We start from the raw sequence: 21,174 nt of genomic DNA, 5'->3' as shown, positions 1-21,174 counted from the left end.
TCGTCCGATCCGCTCACCGGTCGTGTGCCGTCCCGGCGGAGCGCGAGCGCCCTCACCGGGGCCGACCGGGCGGGAACGCCCGTGGCACGAGGCCGTCCACGCCGCCGACACTCCGGGGAATATACCCCTGGGGGGTATATGTTGCCGTCGATGGGCCGCACCGGCCGCCCGGAACGCCGAATGGGGATGAGGGCCATGGGACACGACACGCACCGCACCGCCGCCGGGCACGGCCACGCGTCCTGGGCGACGGCGGTGAGAGCGACGCTTCACTGCCTGACCGGGTGCGCCGTCGGCGAGATCCTCGGCATGGTCGTCGGCACGGCCCTGCTGTGGGGGAACGTACCGACCATGGTCCTCGCGATCGCCCTCGCCTTCCTCTTCGGCTACTCCTTCACGCTCTTCGCGGTGGTGCGTGCGGGCCTGCCCTTGAGGGCCGCGATCAGGGTGGCGCTGGCAGCCGACACGGTCTCCATCGCGGTGATGGAGCTGGTCGACAACACGATCATCGCCCTGACACCGGGCGCGATGGACGCGCAGCTGTCGGACGGGCTGTTCTGGTCGGCGCTGATCGGCGGCTTCGCCGTGGCGTTCGCGGTCACCACCCCGGTGAACAAGTGGATGATCGGCCGCGGCAAGGGTCATGCCGCCGCCCACGCGCACCGCTGACCGCAAAGCGCTCGGGGCGCTACGTCCAGGGCTCGCGGTCCAGGACGCGGCGGGCCGCCTCGGCCTCCGCCGCCGACGGGGACAACTCGTCGAGGGTGTCGAGTTCGGTGTCGGCCTCCAGCTCCCGCTCCCAGGCCGCCGCCAGCCGTTCCTGCTCCTCGCGGGGCCTGTTGCTGACGGCCTCCCGGTGGTGGGGGTCCAGGGCTGTGAGGAACCGTCCGACCGGGTCCATGGGCATGCCGTGCTCCTGTCGCTCGAAAGGGGCCGCGCTACCGGTCCAGGATGGCCAGCCGTCCCAGGGGCGGCGGCCCGACACGGCCTGCGACCACCCTGATGGCCCCGCTCCGCGGCGGTGCCCGTCCGGGGGAGGAGGACCCCGGGGTCCGTTGTCAGAGCCCTCCTCTACAGTTCCCGTCACTTGATCACTGCGGGTGCGGGAGGCACGCATGGGGTGGGTGTCGGCAGGCGGCTACGAAGTCGCCCTCGACGGCGGCAAGGTGGTGTGCCGCAACGCGGCCGGACGGCGGCTGAAGTCGGTGCCGTCCAAGATCGCCGACGATCCGGCGGTGGTGGGGCTGCGTCAGCTCACCGAGTGGCTGGAGCGGCACGAACGGCAGTGCCTGGCCGATGTGGAGCGGTGGATGGTGCGCTCGCTGCCGGTGCCGTTCGCGGTCCTGGCGCGGGTGTGGCCGGACCCCGCCTGGCAGGCCGCCCTCCGCGACGTGGTGGTCACCGGTGCGGACGGCGCGGTGGCCGGGTTCCTGCGGGACGCCGACCCCGAGCGCGGCCTCGGCCTGGTCGACCTCGACGGCGACACCGTCCGGCTCACCCCCGGCCTGGTCCGCCTGCCGCACCCCGTGCTCCTCGACGACCTGGAGGAGCTGCGGGAGTTCGCCGTCGAGCTCGGCGTCGAACAGCGTGCCCAGCAGCTGTTCCGCGAGGTGTGGCACCGGCCCGCGGCACTCGACGCCGGGGCCGTCTCCGTCGAGGACTACGCGGGCGGCGCCTTCAAGGAGCTGAGGTTCCTGCACGGCCGCGCGACCCAGCTGGGCTACCGCGTGCGCGGCGGCCACGCCGTGTGCTCCGTCGTGGAGGACGGCCGCGCCGTCGAGGCCCGGGTGTGGGTCGGCGACTACGACGGCTACGAGGAGACGGAGACCGGCCCCCTGGTCTTCACCGACCCGGCCGGCCGGGTGCTGAAGCTCGGCCGGATCGGGCCGGTGGCCTGGTCGGAGGGCATGCGCATGGCGGCCGCGCTGTACGCCGGGCGCGACATCGAGGACGAGGAGCGTGCGGCATGACGACGTACGACGGATTCACGTACGACGAGACCACCTCCGCCGCGCTGCTCGACGCCGGCGCCGTGCTGCCCCCGGGCACCACCGACCGGGAGGACGCCGACGTCCTCACCGTCCGCACGTACACGCACACCGCGCTGGACGGGCGGAAGGTCGTGCGGCTGGTGCCGGGCACGCTGGGCGAGGCGGAGGACCTCGCCCTGGACTTCCTCGGACTGGTCCGCGAGCCGGAGACCCGCGAGGTCGGGCAGGTGCGCCGGGAGACCCTCGGCTTCCCGGCGTGGGCGCTGGTCAACGACCCGGCGAACGGGCACCACGCGCTGGCGCTGGTCAAGGACGTCGAGCGGCTCGCCCGGCAGGCCAAGTCCCGCCCCGGCACCGCGAAGGAGGGCTTCGAGGCGCTCGGCGAGCGGCTCGGCCGGGCCGTGCCGCACTTCCTGCCCACCTTCTACGAGCAGGCCGCCCGCGTCTTCCTCCAGCACGAGAACACCACCTACGCGGCGGCGTTCTTCGGCAAGGCCCGCGACGCGGAGCGGGTGCACGCGCTGACCGTGGACGAGGAGCGGCAGCGGGCCGTGTTCCTGGAGTTCGCCTTCGCCGGGGCCCTGACGGTCAAGGCGCTCAAGGAGCACGTGAAGGCGCTCGCGGCACGGCTCAGCCCGGCCGACGCCTGGGCGCAGTTCCGGCAGCTGACGGTGGAACGCTGCGCGGCCGGCATGCCGCCGTACGCGTCGCTGCCGCAGGACGCCCGCGCCCTGATCAAGGCCGCCGGCCTGGACCGGGACACCGAGGAGTGCGCCCTGGTCGCGGACCTCCTCGTGTCGCCCGCGGCGGTCCGGGCCCCCGCCTCCTTCTGGAACACCTACCGGGCGACCCTCGTCCTCCTCGCCGGACGGCAGCCCGCCGTACGCGTCCGGCTGCTGGAGATCATGCCGGCCGGTCTCGGCCGCTCCGTCGAGGACGACGAGTCCTGGCTGGAGCTGCTCGCCGAGACCGGCGCGGACCGACTGCTCACGGGCGAGGACGAGGCGGCGGACGCGGTCGACGCGGCGGACTGGCTCACCCGCTGGGCCCTGCACCGCAAGCACGGCGGCACGGTCGGCGACCGCTCGCCCGCCACCCTCGCGCTCGTGGAGCGCATGGCCGCGCGCCTGCGTGACCAGGGCCGCCCCGTCGACCTCTTCACCGGCCGCTGGCACGCCGGCGCCGACCTCGACCTGCTGGACCTGTGCGTGGCACGGGACGTGCCGCTGGCCCCGCCCGGAGCCGGCACGGACGTCCACCTCGACCTCGGCCGGTGGCTGGAGGACACCCGGTCCGGGCGGCGCGACCTGACGGCCGTCGCGGCGGACCGGCACGGCCGCCGCATGCTCTACGACGCCGTCGGCAAGCACCACCACCGGCGCACCGGCCGAGGGACACCGGAGGGGATCGCCGGCCACCCCGTGCTCGCCGAGGTGCTCCGCGAGTGGCTCGACGACGCCGCCGACGAGCTGCACCGCGCGACCGGTCTGGCGGCCGCCCGCGCGGCGCTCGAGCGGCTGAGCCCGTTCCGCGCGATCGCCGCACGGATCAGCCCGCAGGCCGTCGCCCGGGCCGCCGCGTTCGACATCGCACCGCTGCTCGGCAACACCCTGCGCGCCGGCGTCCCGGACGAACTGGGCTGGCCCGCCCTCGACGAGGCGTTGCGCCGGCTCGACGCCGTGGCCCGGAGCGACAGCGCGGACACCCTCGCCGTCCACGAGGCCTGGCCGGCCCTGATCCTCTCCCGCCGGCACAAGGCGGTCGTCGTGGGACCCCAGGACATCCTGCTGGAGCACGACCTGCGGCTGCCGGTCGGACTCGACCGCTGGCAGCGCCCGTCGTTCCGCTACACGGACGGCGAACTGCTGGTGATGTGGCGGCACGACGGCAAGCAGTACGGCTACTGGTCGGCCCGCCCCGCCGAGGTGTTCCCGCTCGGCGGGGAACAGCTCCCGCACTGGTACGGCAGCGGCGACGCCGGCGAGACCTCGATCCCGCTGCCGGACGGCGGACGGGCCACCGGCGGACGCGCCCTGCACGCCGGCGACACGGTCCTGCCACCCGCGCGCCGCATCCTCGGGGACGGCACCTCGTACTGGCGCCAGGGACGGCAGGGGACGCGGCAGGTGTGGCTCGAGTACGACCCGGCCACCGGCACGCACGGGCGTGCCTCGCTGCCCGCCTTCCTGCGCTCGGGCATCCGCGACGGCGCCACCCTCCTCCAGCAGCACTGCGCCGTGCTGCCCCTGCAACCCGGCCTGGAAGACAGCCCGTTCGGCACGGACGGCACGGTCCTCGGCCGCTGGGTGCGTACCGAGGGCGACGGCGACGAGGCCCGCACCACCGTCGGCACGCCGGACGGCCGGACCGTCACCCTGCCGACGGCGCACGGACGGATACCGGGCGTCGCGATCGGCGCGCTGCGGCTGCCCGGCGGCGTCGAGCCCGTCGTCGTCGCCCGCCACCGTCAGATCGCCCTGTACACGACCGACGACACCAGCGCCGTACGGGAACTGGGCCGGCTGACACCGCTGGAGCGCGGCGGCGAGTTCGCCGCCGGCACGCGGCTCGTGCCGCCGGTCGACTTCTGGCACGCGCTGCGGCCGCGCGACGAGAACGCCTCGGCGCTCCTGCGGGCACTGAGCGACGAACAGGCCGAGGAACTGCTGCGCGCCGGGGCCCGGGCGCTGGCCGAGCGGCAGGCGAGGATCGCGGTGGCGGGGGAGCCGGCCGGCTCCCCGCAGGCCACCGGAGGGCGGAACCCCGCGGGGGCCCCCGCCGGCAAGCCCGCCGTCCCCGCCGCCGACACGGTGGTGCGGGAGGCAGTGTCCCGCTCCCTGCCCGCCCTCACCGAGCCCCACCTGCTCACCGGTGTCGCCGCCCTCGTGCACGCGGTGCTGCGCCTGGCGGCGTCCGTCGCCACCTTCGTGACGCCTCCGGCGGAGCGGCCCAAGACCGAACGCAGGCGTCTCCAGGGCATGTTCGCCGACTACAGCCCCGAGGACGGCGACGAGCGGACGCTGAGCGAGGCGACCTCCGGCCTCGCCGAGCTGCACGGCTGGTGGGGCAGCGCACGGAGCTGGAGCACACTGCGCCAGATCCGTGCCGTGAACCACGTCCTGTCCGGCAAGCCCGCCGACGGCGCACCCCTGTCCGCGGCGTCCCGGCTCACCGGGACCGCCGACGGGTGGCGCAGCGACGAGTTCACCGTCCCCGGGATCGGCATGGTGTGGCCCTGCGTGCTCGACGCGCTGCGCCCGCTCGCCTACCGAGCCGCCTCGCCCACCCTGACGGAGCCGCACCGCCGGGCGCTGCTCCTGCTGTTCGAAGCGATCGCGGAGGGTCCGCTGGCCGCGCCCGGGGGCGCGCTGCGCGAGGTGGTGCTGAGCGAGCCGCACGACAAGCAGGAACGTGTCGGGCAGGTGCTGCGCCGGGAGGGCCGCACCGTCGTCGTCATCGGCGGCCAGAACGTCGACCACCGCACCGGGCGGGTCGGCTGGCTCGCCCTGGACCACGATCCGGCCGGCGTCTTCGGCGCCGTCGCGCACTTCACGCTGGAGCGGGAGACCGCGCACCCGCCGGCGTTCCCGGCCGAGGCGCTGGCCGCCGTGACCGGCCTGATCCGGGACAAGGGCGCCGCGCCCTGGCAGCCGGAAGCGCCCGCCGCCCTGGCCGCCGCGACGAAGGACGGGCTGGGCCCGGTACAGGCAGCCCTGCTGCTCGCCGGACGGCCGCCGCAGCTCACCGACGAGGTGATCGCCGCCACCGGTCTGAAGCCGCGCCAGAAGGAACTCGGCGACGGGCTGCTGGGCTCGCTGGAGCCCGGCGACCGACTGGCGCTCATCGGCGCACTGCTCCCCGAGGACCCCGCCGGCCTGTGGACCACCGGACCGGACACGGACGCGGCGGGCCGCGTGTGGGCCGAGCGCCTCGACGGGGTCGTGCGCCTGCCCGAGGACCTCGCCGCGGAGCTCTCCCCGGCGGGAGTGCCCACCGGTTCCGTCGAGGAAGTGCTCAACCCGCGCCGCACCCCCTGGATCAGCCGCACCACCGTGCAGCGACCCGACGAGAAGGGCGACCTCGTACCGGACGACCCCCGGGCCCTGCCCGGCCGGTACCACCTGACGCGCGCCGTGGACGCCCTGGCCGGGCTCGCCTACTGCCTGCCGTACGGGCACCCCCTGCGTGCCGTCCTGCCCGAAGGGCTCACCGCGCTGCGCCGCCGCGTCGCGGACCCCGGGCTGCTGCTCGACCTCGACCTGGAGTGGACCGAGAAGGGCACGTCGACCGCCGTCGAGCTGCGCAAGGCGTACGGGCTGCCCGCCACCGGCGGCGCCGACGCGCACGGACTGACACCCGTCGGCGAGGCGCTGGTGCTGCGCCCCTGGTACGGGGACCAGGAGGCCGTCCTGGTCCGCACGAGCGCCCTCACCGCGGTGGACGACCCCCTGTTCGGACTGATCGAGGGACTCGTCGGATCCGGGCGGCGCGACGGCGTACAGGCGCTCCGGACCATCCTGGGCGACGAACTCGCCCGCGCCCTCGCGGCCGGCACCGACCCCGCGGGACCCACCGGCTACGCCCAGGACCCGACCCTGAGCGTGCCCGGCCTGGTCGCCGAGGTCGCAGGGACCCACGGGCTGGGCGAGGACGCGGCGGCGCTCTACCTGCAACTGCTGGCCCTGCCCGACCCGACGGACCGCAACCGGGCCCGCTGGACGGGCTGGAAGCCCGCCCGCACGAAGAAGGCCCGCGCCGAACTGGCCGCCACCGGCCTGGTCGTCGAGGCGAAGCGGGCCCGCGCCGGACGGACCCTCTTCCTGCCGTGCGGCTGGCTCGACCTGAAGTCCCCCGCCCGGCCGGTGGAGATCTGGAAGCGGGGCCTCTACCCGATCCACGACCGCTCCAGCGTGGTGCCGCTGCTGCCGGTGCCCGAACTGTTCGCGCGAGCCTGGGACCGCGTCCGCGCCGGCGACGCACCCGCCTACGAGGAACTCACCACCCGCGCCACCCGCAAGGGCCGCCGCCGATGACCACCGTCCGCCCGCACCCGGAAGAACCAGCGCCGATGACCACCACCCCGTCCCCTTCCCCGGCCCGCCAGATCGTCCCGCCCGAGGACCGGTACGCCACCGAACTCGCCTTCCTCGCCGCGTACGACGACGGGCCGCGGCCGCCCGCCTGGCGGCTCAGCCCGCGCGCGGCCGTCACGTTCGTCATGGGCAGCGACGGCCGGCCCCTGAAGCTCCCCGACGGCGCCGGGGCACCCGACGGGGTCCCGCACCGCATGGTGATCGAGGCCAAGTTCGTCGGGGACCGGGCCCTGGTCGAACGGTGCGTGGTGACCCTCGCCGGCGAGCGCGGTCTGCTGCTCGTCGGCGAGCCCGGCACCGCCAAGTCGATGCTGTCGGAGCTGCTGTCCGCCGCCGTGTGCGGCACCAGCGGCCTGGTGGTGCAGGGCACCGCCGGCACCACCGAGGACCAGCTCAAGTACGGCTGGAACTACGCGCTGCTGCTGGCCCAGGGGCCCACCCGGCAGGCGCTCGTGCCGTCCCCCGTCCTGACCGCCATGTCCCGGGGCGCGATCGCCCGCGTCGAGGAGGTCACCCGCTGCCTGCCCGAAGTGCAGGACTCGCTGGTGTCGTTGCTCTCCGAACGGCGCATCGCCGTACCCGAACTGGCCGGCACCGACGACGCGCTGGCGCACGCGGCGCCCGGCTTCAACCTCATCGCCACCGCCAACCTCCGCGACAAGGGCGTCTCCGAGATGTCCGCGGCCCTCAAACGCCGCTTCAACTTCGAGACCGTCGGTCCCATCGGGGACCTCGACGCCGAGACCGCGCTGGTGCGCGGCCAGGCGCGGGCGTCCGTGGAGCGCGCCGGGGCGCCGTTCCAGGTCGACGACGCCGTGCTGGAGGCCCTGGTCACCGCCTTCCGGGACCTGCGCGAGGGCCGGTCGGCGGAGGGCTGGGAGGTGGAACGGCCGTCGACGGTGATGAGCACCGCCGAGGCCGTGTCCGTCGCCGGCGCGCTCGCCCTCGCGGCGGCCTACTTCCCGGGCGACCGCGACGTCCTCGGACTGCTGCCCGGGCACCTGCTCGGCGTGGTCCGCAAGGACGACCCCGCCGACGCCGCCCGGCTGCGCGGCTACTGGGACGGTCCCGTCCGGCGCCGCGCCGAGCAGGGCTCCGCCACCTGGCGCACCCTGTGGGACCTGCGTACGGTCCTGGAGGGCTGACGGCCGTGTCCCTCTCCCGCAGAGCGGCCCCGCAGGGCCCGCCCGTCCCGCCCGACGAGGCGCTCGCCGCCCTCACCGGCCCGTCCGCGCCCTACCTCGTCGGGGTACGGCACCACGCGCCCTCCCTGGCCGCCGCCGTGCCCGCGCTGCTGGACGAGGCGGAGCCGGAGGTACTGCTCGTCGAGCTGCCCGCGGAGATGCAGCGGTGGCTGCCGTGGCTGGGGCACGAGGAGACGCGGGCCCCGGTGGCGCTCGCCGCCGCCCCCGGCGAGGGCGGCGGCGGGGGACCGGCGTTCTACCCGTTCGCCGACTTCTCGCCCGAACTGGCCGCCGTGCGCTGGGCCGCCCGGCACGGCGTACCGGTGGTCGCCTGCGACCTGCCGCTCGCCGACCGGGCGTGGACCGACGGACGCCGGGCCGCGGGGACGGGGGCCGGCGGATCCGGTCTCGCCGGCGCGCTGCGGGCCCGGCTGACGGGCCGCCCCGGCGACGACCTCTGGGACCGGCTCGTCGAGGCGGCCGCCCCCGGCTCCCCGCCCGAGGCCCTGCGCCGGGCCGCCCTGCTCACCGGGTGGGCCCTGCGCGAGGACGCGGTCGCCTCGGGCGGCGTACCGGAGCTGGACCTGCGGCGCGAGCGCTGGATGCGGGCCCGGCTGGCCGAGGCCACCGCACGGGGCGAGCGGGCCGCCGTGGTGGTCGGCGCCTTCCACGCCCCGGCGCTGCTGCGGCGGGACACGGGGGAGGAGGACACGACGGCCGCGGACGACGCACAACGGACCGTGTGGAACACCTCGCTGATCCCGTACACCTACGCCCTCCTCGACGAGCGGTCCGGCTACCCGGCGGGCATCCGGGACCCGGAGTGGCAGGACATGGTCCTGCGCGCGGCGGGCGACCCGGCCGCGCTGGAGGAGGCGCTGACCCGGGCGGCCGTACGCGTCTGCGCCGAGCTGAGGAGCCTCGGCCACCCCTCGGGACCGGCCGACGCCCGGGAGATCGGCCGGCTCGCCTCCGACCTCGCCCGGCTGCGGGGCCTGCCCGCGGCGGGCCGCGGCGAACTGGTCGAAGCCGTCCAGACGGTGCTCGCGCAGGGCGAGCCGTACGGGCGCGGCCGGGCCGTGGCACGGGCGATGGAACGCGTGCTCGTCGGCACGCGCACCGGGCGTCCCGCCCCGGGGGCGCCGCGCAGCGGGCTCGTCCCCGCGGTCGAGGCCGAGCTGGCCCGGCTCGGCCTGCCCGGGCCCGGGGAGGGCGGCCCCGGTCCCGCACGGGACCTGCGTCTGGACCCGCTGCGGTCCGGCCTCGACCGGTGCCGTGAACTGCTGCTGCGCCGGCTGACGGTGTGCGGGGTGCCCTACGGGGAGGCCAAGGAGGTCGTCGGCGCGGGTGGCGCCGAGGCCCTCACCTCCCGCTGGGAGGTGCGCTGGACCCCCGCCACGGCGGCCGTGCTGACCGCGGCCGGAGTGCGTGGAGTCACCCCCGCGCAGGCCGCCGAAGGAGTCCTGCGCGAACGGCGACGCCAGGAGCGCGACGAGGGCGGACCGACCGCCGCGCAGGCCCTCGAAGGGCTCGAACGGGCGGCGGAGTGCGGCCTGACCGGGCTCGCGGACGAACGGCTCGCCGACGTCGCCGACGTCCTGCCCCAGGCCGGCACCCTGCCCGAGCTCCTCGCCGGGCTGGCCCTGCTCGACCGGCTGCGGGCCGGTCATGTCCCGGGACTCCCCGCCGGTCCGGACCGTGATTCCCGGGTGGCCGCCGCCACGGAGCTGCTCACGGCGGCGGCGGTGCGGCAGGTCGACGGACTGACCGGGTCCGAGGACCCCGCCGACGCCCACGCCCTGCTCGAACTCTCCCACCGGGCCGACCTGTTGGGCGGCATCCGGCTCGCCGACGCCCTGGACCGCCTGTCCGCCGGCGGCTCCCCGCTGATGCGCGGCGCCGCCGGGGCCGTACGCGTCCTGCTCGGACACGAGGAGGCGCGGGCCTTCGGCGACCGCGTGGCCTCCTGGGTCGACGGGGCCACCGACCCCGACTCCCGCGCCGCCCTCACCGCCCGGCTCGGCGGACTGCTGACCGCCGCCGGCCCCCTGCTGGAGGCGGCGGCGCCCGCGCTGGAGCCCCTGCTCACCCGGGTGACCGAGCTGCCCGACCGGGCGTTCCTCGACCGGCTCCCCGCACTGCGCGGCGGCTTCGACACCCTGAGCCCCGCGGCCCGCGACCGCCTCCTCGCGGCCGTCGAGGAACGCCTCGGCACCGCGTACATCGCCGACACGGACGACGTCGCCCCGGCCACGCTCGCCACCTGGACCGAAGCGGACTTCACGGCCCGCGCGACCCTGCGGTCGCTGGACCTGCTGCCCCCACCGGGCGGCGGTCCGCCGCAGGGCGCGCCGGAGCGCGGTGTGCCGGCGGACGCCGGGGAGCGCGGCCTCGCCCCCGCCGACCGCTGGCGCCTCCTCCTCGGCCGCCGCGCCGACCGGCTGCCGCCGTCCGCCGCACCGCTCGCCACCGCGCTGGACGAGCTGTACGGCAGCGGACGCGGGGAAGGCAGCCGGGGCGACCTCACGGGCCCGGGAACCGGCGGGGGACGCCAGGCGCCGTACCCCGGAGTACGGGAGTGGTCCGAGGAACTGGCCGCGCTGTTCGGACCCGGTATCCGGGAGGAAGTGCTGGCGACCGCCGCCGCGTCGGGCCGCGGGGACGTCCTCGCCGAGCTGGACGCGGACAGCGTGCGGCCCTCGGTGGACCTGCTGCGCACCGTCCTGCGGCACGCGGGCGGACTGCCCGAGGCCCGGCTGGCCGCCCTGCGCCCACTGGTACGGCGGCTGGTCGACGCGCTGACCCGGCAGCTGGCCACCCGCCTGCGCCCCGCCCTGCACGGCACCGCCCTGCCCCGCCCCGGCAGACGGCCCGGCGGCGGCCTGGACCTGCCCCGCACCCTGCGGGCCAACCTGGCGACCGCGCGCCGCGCCCCGGACGGCACGGTGCGGGTGATCCCCGAGCACCCGGTGTTCCGCACCCGGGCGCGCCGGGCCGCCGACTGGCGGCTGATCCTGGTCACGGACGTGTCGGGGTCCATGGAGGCGTCCACGGTGTGGGCCGCGCTGACCGCCTCCGTCCTGGCGGGGGTGCCGACCCTCTCCACCCACTTCCTGGCGTTCTCCACGGAGGTCGTCGACCTCACCGGCCACGTGGACGACCCGCTGTCGCTGCTGCTGGAGGTCAGCGTGGGCGGCGGCACCCACATCGCCGCCGGACTGCGGCACGCGCGCGAGCTCGTCACCGTGCCCTCGCGCACCCTCGTCGTGGTCGTCAGCGACTTCGAGGAGGGCTACCCGCTGGGAGGTCTGCTCGCCGAGGTCCGCGCACTGGTCGGTGCCGGCTGCCACGTCCTGGGCTGCGCGAGCCTCGACGACACGGGCCGGCCCCGCTACTCCACGGGGGTCGCCGGCCGGCTCGTCGCGGCCGGCATGCCCGTCGCCGCCCTCAGTCCGCTCGAACTCGCCCGCTGGGTAGGGGAGAAGATCGCATGAGCCCGGACCTGCCTCCGGTCGTCCCGTCCGTCACCGCCGGCCTCGTCGCGGCGCTCTCGCCCCGGCTCCGCAAGCGGCTGGACGCGGGCGTGGCCAAGCTCCTGGCGCGTCCGGCCGTCCGGGAGGGGGACACCGTGCGGATCGCCGTCGACGACGAGACCGACGTCGTCCTGCGGGCGCCCGGCGGGACGGTGACCGACGCGGACGCGATCCGCTGCGGATGCCTGCTGGCCCCCGACTGCCTGCACCGCGCGGCGGCGGCCTCGGCCGCGCCGGTCGCCGAGGAGGCCCCGGCCCCCGCCGAGGTCACGGAGCCGGCGGGGGAGACGGGGCCGGCACCGACGGAGCCCGAGACCGCCACCGCGGAACAACGGGCCGCGGCCCGAGCGGTGTTCGACGCGGCCGCGGCCGTCCTGGAGGCCGGCACGGACGGCGCCGGCGCCGTGCTCCAGGCGGAGCTCCTGCACGCCGCGCACACCGCCCGCCTCGCCGGCCTCCCACGGGCCTCGGCCGCGGCGGTCTCCGTGGTGACCGGGGTGCGCGCGGCCCGCTCCGCCGACCCCGGACACCGCCTCACCGACCTCGCCGGCGCGCTGGCCGCCGTCCTGGGCGTCGCCCACCGCCTCCCGCACGCCACCGGCCCGGACCTGGCCGGACTGCGCGGCACGGTCCGGCAGCCGTACCGCCCGGACGGCTCCCTGCGGCTGTACGGGCTCTTCTCCGAGCCCGTCCTCACCGCGACCGGATACGCGGGCGCGGTCACCTGGACCGCCGACGCGGACGGGCGTCTGTACACGGTCTCGGACGTGGCGCCGGGCGGGCCCGCCCGGGCGACCGGCGCCGCCGACCGGACCGTGCGGATCGGGGACACCGCCCTGACCCACCGGGAACTGTCGCGCGCGGGGCTCGCCGTGTCCGGGGCCACCGTCTCCCCGACGGGCCGTCTCGGCGCGGGGGCGGGGGTACGGGCGGTGCGTGCCTCCGGTGCCGCCTGGCGCGCCGACCCGCTGGACCGGCTGTGGGCGGTACCCGCCGCAGAGCAAGTGGCCCGGGCGCTGAACGGCGGGCAGGACCTGCTGTTCCTGGAGGTGACCCTCGCGGGCACGGTGCGGGAGGCGACGGGCGACTGTCTGCTGGCCGACTGCGCGGGCCTGCCCCTGCGGCTGGCCGTCGCCCACGACGATCCGGCACTCCCCTGCCGCGACAACCTCCGCCTGCTCGCCGCCGCCGGGGACAGCCGGCTGCGGATCGTCGCGCGCCTGGCACCGGGACCGTATCCGCGAGCCCTGCTGCTCGCCGTCGAGCACCCCACCGACCCCGGCGCCCGGGTGGACCTCGGCCTGGACCGCCTCCAGCGCGCGGACCTGCCCGCCGACGCGGTCGCGCCACCCGCGCGGACCGCCCCCACCGGGGACGAGGCCCCGCTGCACCTGCTGCGCCGCCGCGTCCACCAGGCGGTGCCGGGAGGCCGCCGTGTCCTCGCCCTCGCCGGGAACCGGTCGGGTAACGGCGCCCGGCTGCGCCGTCTCGGCCTGGCCACGGCGGGCGATCTCCTCGACGACCTCCACGCCGCCGCCGCGGAGCGCTCCCGTGACCCCTTCGGCCGCCTGCTCCCGGCCGACGCGGACCACTTCGCCCGGGCCTGGCTAGCCGCCGCCGTCTACACCGACGAGGTCGAACGGGCACTGTGCGCGGCCGCCTGGCGAGCCGCCGCGGACCAGGCGGCCTTCCCGGCGGTCCCCCGCGCCTCCTGACGGGCCTCGAAAGGGCTGCTCGACGCCGTCCCCGTCACCGTCCGTCGCCCCGGTCACCGCGCAGGGGTGCGGAACGCCGCACGGATCGTCAGGCAGCCTCGTGGACGACGAGCTTGAACTCCGCCAGGACGATGCTCCGCGCCACGCTGTCGTCATGGGTGGCGCGCACGGCGAGCGGAACTGCCGGGTCGACGAAGACGCCCCACTGCTTCGTCCAGCACTGCATGCCGGGACTCGGCGGCCGGTGCTCCGTCGCCGTGGTGTCGTTGGGCGCCGGAGTGAGACCGAGCGGGTCCCGGACGAACTGGTCGCGCAGTTCGTCGTAGTTCCCGGCCTCCCACTGGATCATCGCGTACAGGACGCCCCAGCCGGCCGTACTGGGCCATATCAGCCCGGACCGGGCGTCCGTGTCCCAGCTCGTGACCACATACCCGTCCGGCTGGTTCACCTGGTGCATGGCGAAGCGATCGGTGGACTCCGCGGTCCCGAACGGGAACCTGACGACCGTGTAAGGGCTGTTCGCCGGAATCGCCTGCGGCGTGTCCCGCTTCAGGGAACAGACCTGCACTCCGGGTGAAGCCGTCGCATGGGTGGACATGGTCCATGTCTGCCCTCTCCCGGCCGGTTCGATGTCGGCGTCGCTGTCCGGGCGCGGAAGGGCCGCTCCCTTCCCTCTCCGGCCGTGCGGAAGGGGACGGGCCGGACGGTCCGGCACGGAAACGAGGTGCGTCCGGCGGCGGCCGTCGCCTACCGTGCGGTCATGCGCGTCGACTTCACCAAGGGGCCCGGCACGAGCTACGACATCGCGGTGCACCGCGAGACCGGGGCGGCGCTCGCCCCGCGCAACGGGCCGGGCGGACATCCGTACCTGCCGCACGACCTGGTGCACTTCCTGGTCGAGGAGGAGGCGGGCATCGGGCTCGGGGTCTACGGGCAACTGGCCGCCGGTGACAACGGCCTGTTCTGGCCCGCCGATCCCGCGGAACGCGCCAAGGCCGCGAGGCGCCGCAAGTCCAGGCCGGTGAAGTCGTCCCCCCGGGCACAGGCGGACATGGCCCTGTCGGAGCGCCTGGCGGGCATCGCCGTGCCCGTGTGGGAGGTGCGGCGCGGCCGTGCGCGGCGGCTGCCCGCGTATGTGACGGCGGGCGAGATCCCCCCGGTGGTCGACCGGATCGTCTCCCGGTTCGACGAGTACGCCGACCGCTGGCACGCGCTGCCGGTCGGCGGTTCGCTGACACTGACGTGGCGAAGCCCCGGCCCGCCCGGGTCCCGTACGGCCGGCGGCGTCTCCCGGAGGCGGACCGTCCGGCGCCGCGCAACCGTCACGCGGTGATTCTCGGCAGCACCCGCTGAAGGGCTCACCGGCGTACGCAGGAGTGGGACGACGCGCTGGTGAACGCGACACCGATGAGGCCGGTGACGATGTCGTCGACCTCGTACCGGGTGCCGAGGAGGAGGACGAGGAGGACCGTCGACAGGAACGTCCCGCCGAACGCGGCGGTCGACGGGTGCGCGTCGGTGACGAGTTCCTGGTAGCGGTCCTTGTCGGTGAGCGCGAGGTGGACGGCCCGGGACGGGGGATCCGGGCGGTGACGGAGACGATGACGACGGGGAGGAGCAACCGCATGCAGCAGACGACGATCAGGATGCCGACGGCGGGGAAGATCCTCTGCCGGAAGGCGTCGAGCCTCGTGAGGACGCCGGCGTTGATCACCGCGCTGTCGAAGGACAGCGACACCTCCACGACGGCGAGGACGGCGACCACGCCCAGCGCCGTCCAGCCGTCGTACAGAGCTCCGGCGGCCAGGCCGAGGCCCGTGACGGCGAAGGCCCGGCGGAACGTCCTCAGCAGCACGCGGCACTCCCCGCTCTCTCGTCGCGCTCCTCGCCGGAGGACGGGCCCCGTTCCGGTGCCTCTTCCGGGGAGGTCCGCTACGCCGGTGGCGCGGAAGGCGGCCGACACCGCGCGGGCGGTCCGTCGGCCGCACGCGGATCACCCCGCGACGTCCAGTACGAGCTTGCCGCGGGTGCGGTTGGTCTCGCCCCGGCGGTGCGCCTCGGCGGCCTGCTCCAGCGCGAACACGCGCTCGACCTCGACCCGGATCGCTCCCGCGTCGACCAGACCGGCGATGGCGGTCAGCGCCGCGCCGTCCGGTTCCACCAGGAGCGGGCTGGTGCGCACCCCGGCCCGGCCGGCCGCGGCGGCGAGCGCCCGGGAGACGCCGCCCGGGACGGAGACGACCAGGCCGCCGGGCCGGGTCACCGCCACCGACCGCACGTCGGTGGCGTCCAGGCCACCGATCAGGTCGATGACGACATCGACCCCGCCGGCCACCTCCTCGAAGCGCTGCCGGGTGTAGTCGATCGTCTCGTCGGCGCCCAGCTCCCTGAGCCAGGCGTGCCGGGACTCACGGGCGGTCGCGACCACTTCGGCGCCCAGGTGCCGGGCCATCTGCACCGCCAGATGTCCGACCCCGCCGGCCGCGGCGTGCACCAGTACCCGCTGACCGGCCCGGACACCCGCCGTGTCGACCAGCGCGTGCCACGCGGTGAGCGCCGCGAGGGGCAGGGCGGCGGCCTCGGCGTGCCCGACCGAGGCGGGCTTGCGCGCGAACTGGCGGGACGGCGCCGTCACGTACTCGGCGTAGCCACCGGCCGGGCGCGGGAACCAGGGCATCGCGTACACCTCGTCACCGGGTGCGAGCGTGGTGACGCCGAAACCGACCTCCTCGACGACCCCGGAGACGTCCCAGCCGAGGATCAGCGGCAGCTTCTGCAGTCCCGCCATGCCCTGTCCCGCGCGGGTCTTCCAGTCCACCGGGTTGACGCCGGCGGCGTGCACCCGCACCAGCACCTCGGTCGGCAGCGGTTCGGGACGCGCGACCCGTCCGGCGGTCAGCACCTCCGGCCCGCCGAACTCGCCGATGGTGACGGCCCGCATGGTGTGCTCGCTCATGCTCTCCTCGTTCCTGTCCGTTCCGCCTGTACGAAGGGCCGGGCCGCGCCCGGCGATCATCAGCTTCGTCGCGTCACCCCGGTCGCGGCGAGTGGCTGGAGAGCCACCTGTCATACCATTCCGGCCATGGCGCATCGCATTGCCGTTCTCGCTCTCGAAGGCGTCCTCACCATGGACCTCGGCATCGCCGCACGCGTGTTCGGCGCGGCGCGCGATCCGTCCGGCGCACCGCTGTACTCCGTGACGACCTGCTCGCTCGGCGGCCGGCCGGTCCGCACCCACGAGGGCTTCCGGATCGTCGTCGACGACGACGAGTCCCTCCTGGAGAACGCGGACACCGTGGTGATCGCCACCCAGGAACCCGAGGGGCATCTGCTCGCCACCGGCGAGCTGCCCGCGGAGGTCGCCGGGGCGTTCGCCCGGATCGGTCCGCACGCCCGCGTCGTCAGCCTGTGCACCTCGGCGTTCCTGCTCGCGGCAGCCGGGCTGCTGGACGGCCTGCGGGCCACCACCCACTGGGCGCTCTGCGACGCGTTCGCCCGGCTCTTCCCCCGGGTCGAGGTCGATCCGGACGTCCTGTTCGTCGACAACGGACGCATCCTGACCTCGGCGGGCGGGGCCGCCGGCATCGATGTGTGCCTGCACCTGATCCGCCGGGACCACGGAGCGGCGGTGGCCGGCGCGGCGGCGCGCCGGTGCGTGGTCGCGCCGTGGCGCGAGGGCGGGCAGGCGCAGTTCATCGAGCACCCGGTGCCGAAGGACGCCGACCGTTCCACCTCGGCCACCCGGCAGTGGGCCCTGAACCGGCTGGCCGAACCCCTCACCCTGGAGGACATGGCCCGGCACGCGCACATGAGCGTGCGCACCTTCACCCGGCGGTTCCGCGAGGAGGTGGGCACCAGCCCTCTTCAGTGGCTGCTGCAGTGCCGGCTGAACCAGGCGCGCCGGCTGCTGGAGTCCACCGATCTGACCGTCACGCGCGTGGCCACGGCGAGCGGTTTCGGCGATGCCGTCGCACTGCGCAAGCACTTCTCCAGCCACCTCGGCCTGTCCCCGCTGGCCTACCGCCGTGCCCACAACGCCCCGGACCTGACGGCGACGGGCTGACCGTCTCGAGATCCCGCCGAGGCAGTCAGCGGCGACGGCGCCGTACCAGGCGGCGGAAGGACCTCGGCCCGCCGGCCGGTGCGGGCAGGGCGCCCGCCACCGCGTCGGCCAGCAGGGAGCCGACGGTCTCGGCCGCGCAGGCGCGGTTGGCGCCGATGCCTCCCGAGGGCCCGCGCTTGATCCAGCCGACGACGTACGTCCCGGGTCTGCCGGCCACCCGGCCGCGCTCGTGCGGCACGGTCCCGGTGGCCTCGTCGAACGGCAGCCCCGCCTGGGCCACCCCGCGACAGCCGACCGCCCGCAGCACCAGGCCGGCCGGGATCTCCAGCCCGGCGGTGCCGCCGGTGACCCGCACGGCACGCGTGGCCTCGCCCCCGCACACCGCCACGGGGGAGGAGAGGAAGCGGAACACGATGCGCCGCCGCCGTCCCGCCGCGCTCGGCGACCGGGACCAGTCGACGGCCTCCCGTGCCACGTCCCGCAGCACCGCCGCCTTGTCCCCGGCGCCGGAGGCGTCGACCGCCGCGCCGATGCGCGGATCGTGGTCGTCGATGAGCAGATCCACCCCGGGAAGGTGCTTCAGGGCGAGCAGTTCGGGCCTGGTGTACGCCGCGTCCCGCGGTCCGCGGCGCCCGAGCAGCACCACCTCGCGCACCTTGCCGCGGCGCAGTTCCGCCAGCGCGTGGCCGGCGATCCCGGTGCCGGCCAGCGTCTTCGGATCGGTGACGAGGATCCGCGCGGCATCGAGGGCGACGTTGCCGTTGCCGACCACGACCACACGCTCGCACGACAGGTCGACGGCGTCCGCGGCGACCTCCGGATGCGCGTTGCACCAGGCGACGAACGTGGTCGCGGAGACACTGCCCGGCCGCTCCTCGCCCGGGATGCCCAGCCGCCGGTCCGTGCCGGCGCCCACCGCGTAGATCACCGCGTCGTGGTGCGCGGCGAGTTCCGCCGCCGTGACGTCGGTGCCCACGTCGAGGCCCAGGTAGGTCCGCGCGCGCGGATGGGCGAGGAAGCGGGCGAAGGTCTCGCCCACCTTCTTCGTGGCCGGGTGGTCCGGCGCCACGCCGTACCGGACGAGCCCGCCGGCGACCGGGAGCCGGTCGACGAACGTCACCTCGGACCGCGTGTGCAGCAGCAGGTCCCTGGCGGCGTACATGCCGGCCGGGCCGGTGCCGACGATCGCGACCCGCAGCGGCCCGAAGTCCGAGGGCAGCACCCGGTCGAAGGACGGCTCGCCCCAGACGTGGAGGTTCGGGCCCGGACGCGTCGGCGTCCCCGCCTGCTCGGGGGCCGTCCCGTCCCGCTCGAAGTAGGCCGCGTTGATCCGCGCGTACTCCCGCTGTCCGCCGGTGAGCCGGTCGACCGGGAGGACGGCGTCCACCGGGCAGGCGTCGGCGCAGGCACCGCAGTCGATGCAGGCCCTGGGGTCGATGTGCAGCAGCTCCGTGCTGCCGAAAGCCCGTTCCTCGGGCGTGGGATGGATGCAGTTGACCGGGCACACGGACACGCAGGTGGCGTCGTTGCAGCAGGTCTGGGTGATCGCGAAGGCCATGGTCGTCCACTCTGCCGAAGGCCGGGAGGAAGCGCGGACCGGAGGTCGTCAGACGAGGTGGGCGCGCTTGTAGAAGTGGAGCGCCGGCCCGGTGAGAAGTCCCACCGAGGCCAGGAACTCCATCAGGCCCGAACAGCTCGCCCGCATCATCGACTTGTGGTGCTCGTTGGCCTTCGCCTCGCGCAGGGCGCGCGCCTCGTCCAGGCCGGCGTTCGCGTAGACCTTCCGGTTCACCATGCTGGTGACGATGACGTAGGCCGCGACGGCGATCAGCAGGGCGTGGACCCGGCGGCGCAGCCACCCGGCACGCGCGAGGTGCCTGCGTGTCTCGTCGCGGGCGAACTTCATGTGCCGGGACTCCTCGACGACATGGATGTTGTTGATGGTGCGGACGAAGGGCACGACCCGCTCGTCGCGCATCCAGTCGCGCTGCATGACGTCGAGGACCTCCTCGGCGACCAGGATCGCCGCGTACGCGGCCTCGCCGAAGGCGACGGTCTTGAAGAACCTGCCCAGTTCGCGTGCGACCCGGTGCGGCCGGTAGGCCGGGGCCCCGAGCTTCTTCGCCCCGCGGGCGAACATGATCGAGTGCCGGCACTCGTCGGCGATCTCGGTGAGTGCCCACTGGACGGTGTCGTCCGTCGGGTCCTTGGCGTAGATGTCCCGCAGCACCATCTGCTGCAGGATCATCTCGAACCAGATGCCGGTGCCGGCGACGGACGCCGCCTCCTGGCGCGTCAGCGCCTTGCGCTGCGCGTCGGTCAGCTCGTTCCAGTACGCCGTCCCGTAGAGCGTGCTCCACTCCGGGCTGGCGCCGTGGAAGTCCGTGTCGAGCGGCGTGTCCCAGTCGACCTCGGTGAGCGGGTCGTAGGAGAGCTGCGCGGACGAGTCCAGCAGCCGCCGGGCTGTGCCGTCGTCGGAGGTCCTGTTCCCCATGCCGAGGGCTCCTCGTATCGAGTCCGGTCAGTATTACCGCGGGTAACAACCCCGCTTGCTGACGAACTGTATAGCAAGAGGAGCCGCGTTCCTACCCCCGAGTAGGGGAGAGGGGCCTCCGGGTCCCGGATGTCGTCCCCCGTCCCGGACTCACTCGACTCCGCTGGGAGTGGGCTGGGGCGTGCGGCCGGCGAGGACCTCCTGAAGCCGCCGCGTGCCCTGCTCGACGGCCGCCGAGGTGCTCTCCCGGTCGACGCCGCCGAGCCCGCCGTTGGTGACCGTGATCGCGTTCGCGCCGATCCGGACGGCGGCCACCTCCAGGGTGAGGGTCACGCGCTCGCCCCCGCTCTCGCCCTTCACCGTCACGGTCAGTCCCTGCCGTGCGTCACCCTCCTCGGGCAGGGACATCTCGACGACCTGGACGGTGCGGTCGCCGTTGTCGCCGCCGGTCAGGGTGAACTGGTCGCAGGTGTCGGGAAGCGACCTCAGCCACTTCATCGACTCGTCGAGAACGGACTCCCGGTAGGCGGCGACCTGGTGGAGGAGCCGGGAGTCGCCCTCCTGGAACCCGTTGAGCGCCGACGCCCCGGACGGGGCGCCCAGCAGCGTCTCGTCGTACAGCGAGTCGATCAGCCGCCGGCACTCCGACGCGTCGCTCCGCCCCTCGAGGAACGCGGCCGCGTCGACCTGTCCGACGAGCAGGGAGTCCCGCCACTCCTCCGGATCCTCGACCTGCCTCCAGCCGTCCTCGAGGTCCGCCTCGGTGATCAGCGCGTTCCGCGCACCGGTCTCGCTGAGATCCGGCGTGGGCGACGACGTCGGGGGCGACTGGGTGGACGTGGGTGATCCGGTCTGCGCCGCGGCGGCCGCCGCGGCGGTCTCCGGCCCGGCCGGCGCGCCGTCGTCCGTGCCGGAACAGGCCGCCGTGGTGAGCAGCGTCCCGGTGGCCAGTACGGCGGCCAGGACACGGGACGAGCGGACGATCGGGCGAGGGGTGGTCACGAGTGCCTCCTGAGGATGGGACGAAGGCCCCGGCGCCGACCCGCTCCGGGCGCTTTCCGCCCTTGTCCTCCCACCGCACCACCGGTCCGCCCGGGCGAC

14 protein-coding genes and 1 pseudogene are annotated in these 21,174 nt (G+C 75.5%); 8 read left to right on the top strand and 7 right to left on the bottom strand.

Annotation, left to right across the window (positions count from 1 at the left end; all coding sequences use genetic code 11):
• Positions 1-195 precede the first annotated feature (195 nt).
• Positions 196-669 (top strand): DUF4396 domain-containing protein, encoded by a 474-nt coding sequence (locus ACZ8ZB_RS01760; RefSeq protein ID WP_470735942.1) that lies wholly within the window; start codon positions 196-198, stop codon positions 667-669.
• A 19-nt stretch (positions 670-688) separates the two neighbouring features.
• Here ACZ8ZB_RS01760 and ACZ8ZB_RS01755 read toward each other — a convergent pair whose 3' ends face one another.
• Entirely contained in the window at positions 689-907 is a 219-nt protein-coding gene (locus ACZ8ZB_RS01755; protein ID WP_470735941.1) for a hypothetical protein, read from the bottom strand.
• A gap of 208 nt (positions 908-1,115) precedes the next feature.
• Between ACZ8ZB_RS01755 and ACZ8ZB_RS01750 the strand changes: the two genes are divergently transcribed.
• From ACZ8ZB_RS01750 to ACZ8ZB_RS01730, 5 genes are read left to right on the top strand one after another with little or no spacing between them, the layout of a single operon-like run.
• The gene (locus ACZ8ZB_RS01750; protein ID WP_470735940.1) at positions 1,116-1,970 is read left to right on the top strand and encodes a DUF4132 domain-containing protein; all 855 of its coding nucleotides are present in this window, start codon (positions 1,116-1,118) and stop codon (positions 1,968-1,970) included.
• On the top strand, positions 1,967-7,024 hold the full coding sequence (locus tag ACZ8ZB_RS01745; RefSeq protein ID WP_470735939.1) for a hypothetical protein: 5,058 nt from the start codon (positions 1,967-1,969) through the stop codon (positions 7,022-7,024). The genes ACZ8ZB_RS01750 and ACZ8ZB_RS01745 overlap by 4 nt, the downstream gene beginning before the upstream one ends.
• Before the next feature lie 35 nt (positions 7,025-7,059).
• Positions 7,060-8,229 (top strand): ATP-binding protein, encoded by a 1,170-nt coding sequence (locus tag ACZ8ZB_RS01740; RefSeq protein WP_470735938.1) that lies wholly within the window; start codon positions 7,060-7,062, stop codon positions 8,227-8,229.
• Positions 8,230-8,234: 5 nt separating this feature from the next.
• Positions 8,235-11,762 carry a vWA domain-containing protein gene (locus tag ACZ8ZB_RS01735; protein ID WP_470735937.1) on the top strand — a complete coding sequence of 1,176 codons (3,528 nt, stop codon included), beginning with the start codon at positions 8,235-8,237 and terminating at the stop codon, positions 11,760-11,762.
• Positions 11,759-13,516 (top strand): hypothetical protein, encoded by a 1,758-nt coding sequence (locus ACZ8ZB_RS01730; RefSeq protein WP_470735936.1) that lies wholly within the window; start codon positions 11,759-11,761, stop codon positions 13,514-13,516. The genes ACZ8ZB_RS01735 and ACZ8ZB_RS01730 overlap by 4 nt, the downstream gene beginning before the upstream one ends.
• Positions 13,517-13,604: 88 nt before the next feature.
• On the opposite strand, the gene ACZ8ZB_RS01725 is transcribed toward ACZ8ZB_RS01730, so the two are convergent.
• Positions 13,605-14,114, bottom strand: a complete 510-nt coding sequence (locus tag ACZ8ZB_RS01725) for a hypothetical protein (RefSeq protein WP_470735935.1) — start codon at positions 14,112-14,114, stop codon at positions 13,605-13,607.
• 162 nt (positions 14,115-14,276) lie between these two features.
• Between ACZ8ZB_RS01725 and ACZ8ZB_RS01720 the strand changes: the two genes are divergently transcribed.
• Complete coding sequence (locus tag ACZ8ZB_RS01720; protein WP_470735934.1) at positions 14,277-14,849, top strand: hypothetical protein; 573 nt, start codon at positions 14,277-14,279, stop codon at positions 14,847-14,849.
• A gap of 106 nt (positions 14,850-14,955) precedes the next feature.
• On the opposite strand, the pseudogene ACZ8ZB_RS01715 reads toward ACZ8ZB_RS01720, so the two are convergent.
• Positions 14,956-15,371: pseudogene (locus tag ACZ8ZB_RS01715) on the bottom strand (DUF475 domain-containing protein); the annotation flags it as partial.
• 138 nt (positions 15,372-15,509) lie between these two features.
• The gene (locus ACZ8ZB_RS01710; RefSeq protein WP_470735933.1) at positions 15,510-16,472 is read right to left on the bottom strand and encodes an NADP-dependent oxidoreductase; all 963 of its coding nucleotides are present in this window, start codon (positions 16,470-16,472) and stop codon (positions 15,510-15,512) included.
• A 126-nt stretch (positions 16,473-16,598) separates the two neighbouring features.
• On the opposite strand from ACZ8ZB_RS01710, the gene ACZ8ZB_RS01705 reads away from it, so the two are divergent.
• Positions 16,599-17,579, top strand: coding sequence for a GlxA family transcriptional regulator (locus ACZ8ZB_RS01705; RefSeq protein ID WP_470735932.1), 981 nt, complete (start codon positions 16,599-16,601; stop codon positions 17,577-17,579).
• 25 nt (positions 17,580-17,604) lie between these two features.
• On the opposite strand, the gene ACZ8ZB_RS01700 is transcribed toward ACZ8ZB_RS01705, so the two are convergent.
• From ACZ8ZB_RS01700 to ACZ8ZB_RS01690, 3 genes are all read right to left on the bottom strand, one after another.
• Positions 17,605-19,137, bottom strand: a complete 1,533-nt coding sequence (locus ACZ8ZB_RS01700) for an FAD-dependent oxidoreductase (RefSeq protein WP_470735931.1) — start codon at positions 19,135-19,137, stop codon at positions 17,605-17,607.
• A gap of 48 nt (positions 19,138-19,185) precedes the next feature.
• Positions 19,186-20,073 carry an AurF N-oxygenase family protein gene (locus ACZ8ZB_RS01695; RefSeq protein WP_470735930.1) on the bottom strand — a complete coding sequence of 296 codons (888 nt, stop codon included), beginning with the start codon at positions 20,071-20,073 and terminating at the stop codon, positions 19,186-19,188.
• A 150-nt stretch (positions 20,074-20,223) separates the two neighbouring features.
• A complete protein-coding gene (locus tag ACZ8ZB_RS01690) occupies positions 20,224-21,075 on the bottom strand; it encodes a hypothetical protein (protein WP_470735929.1) in 852 nt (283 codons plus the stop codon).
• Positions 21,076-21,174 lie beyond the last annotated feature (99 nt).

The sequence above is a fragment of the Streptomyces sp. 12E genome (assembly GCF_055633275.1).
Note: the sequence above shows the minus strand (reverse complement) of the source record. Positions and strands in the feature narration are given on the sequence as shown.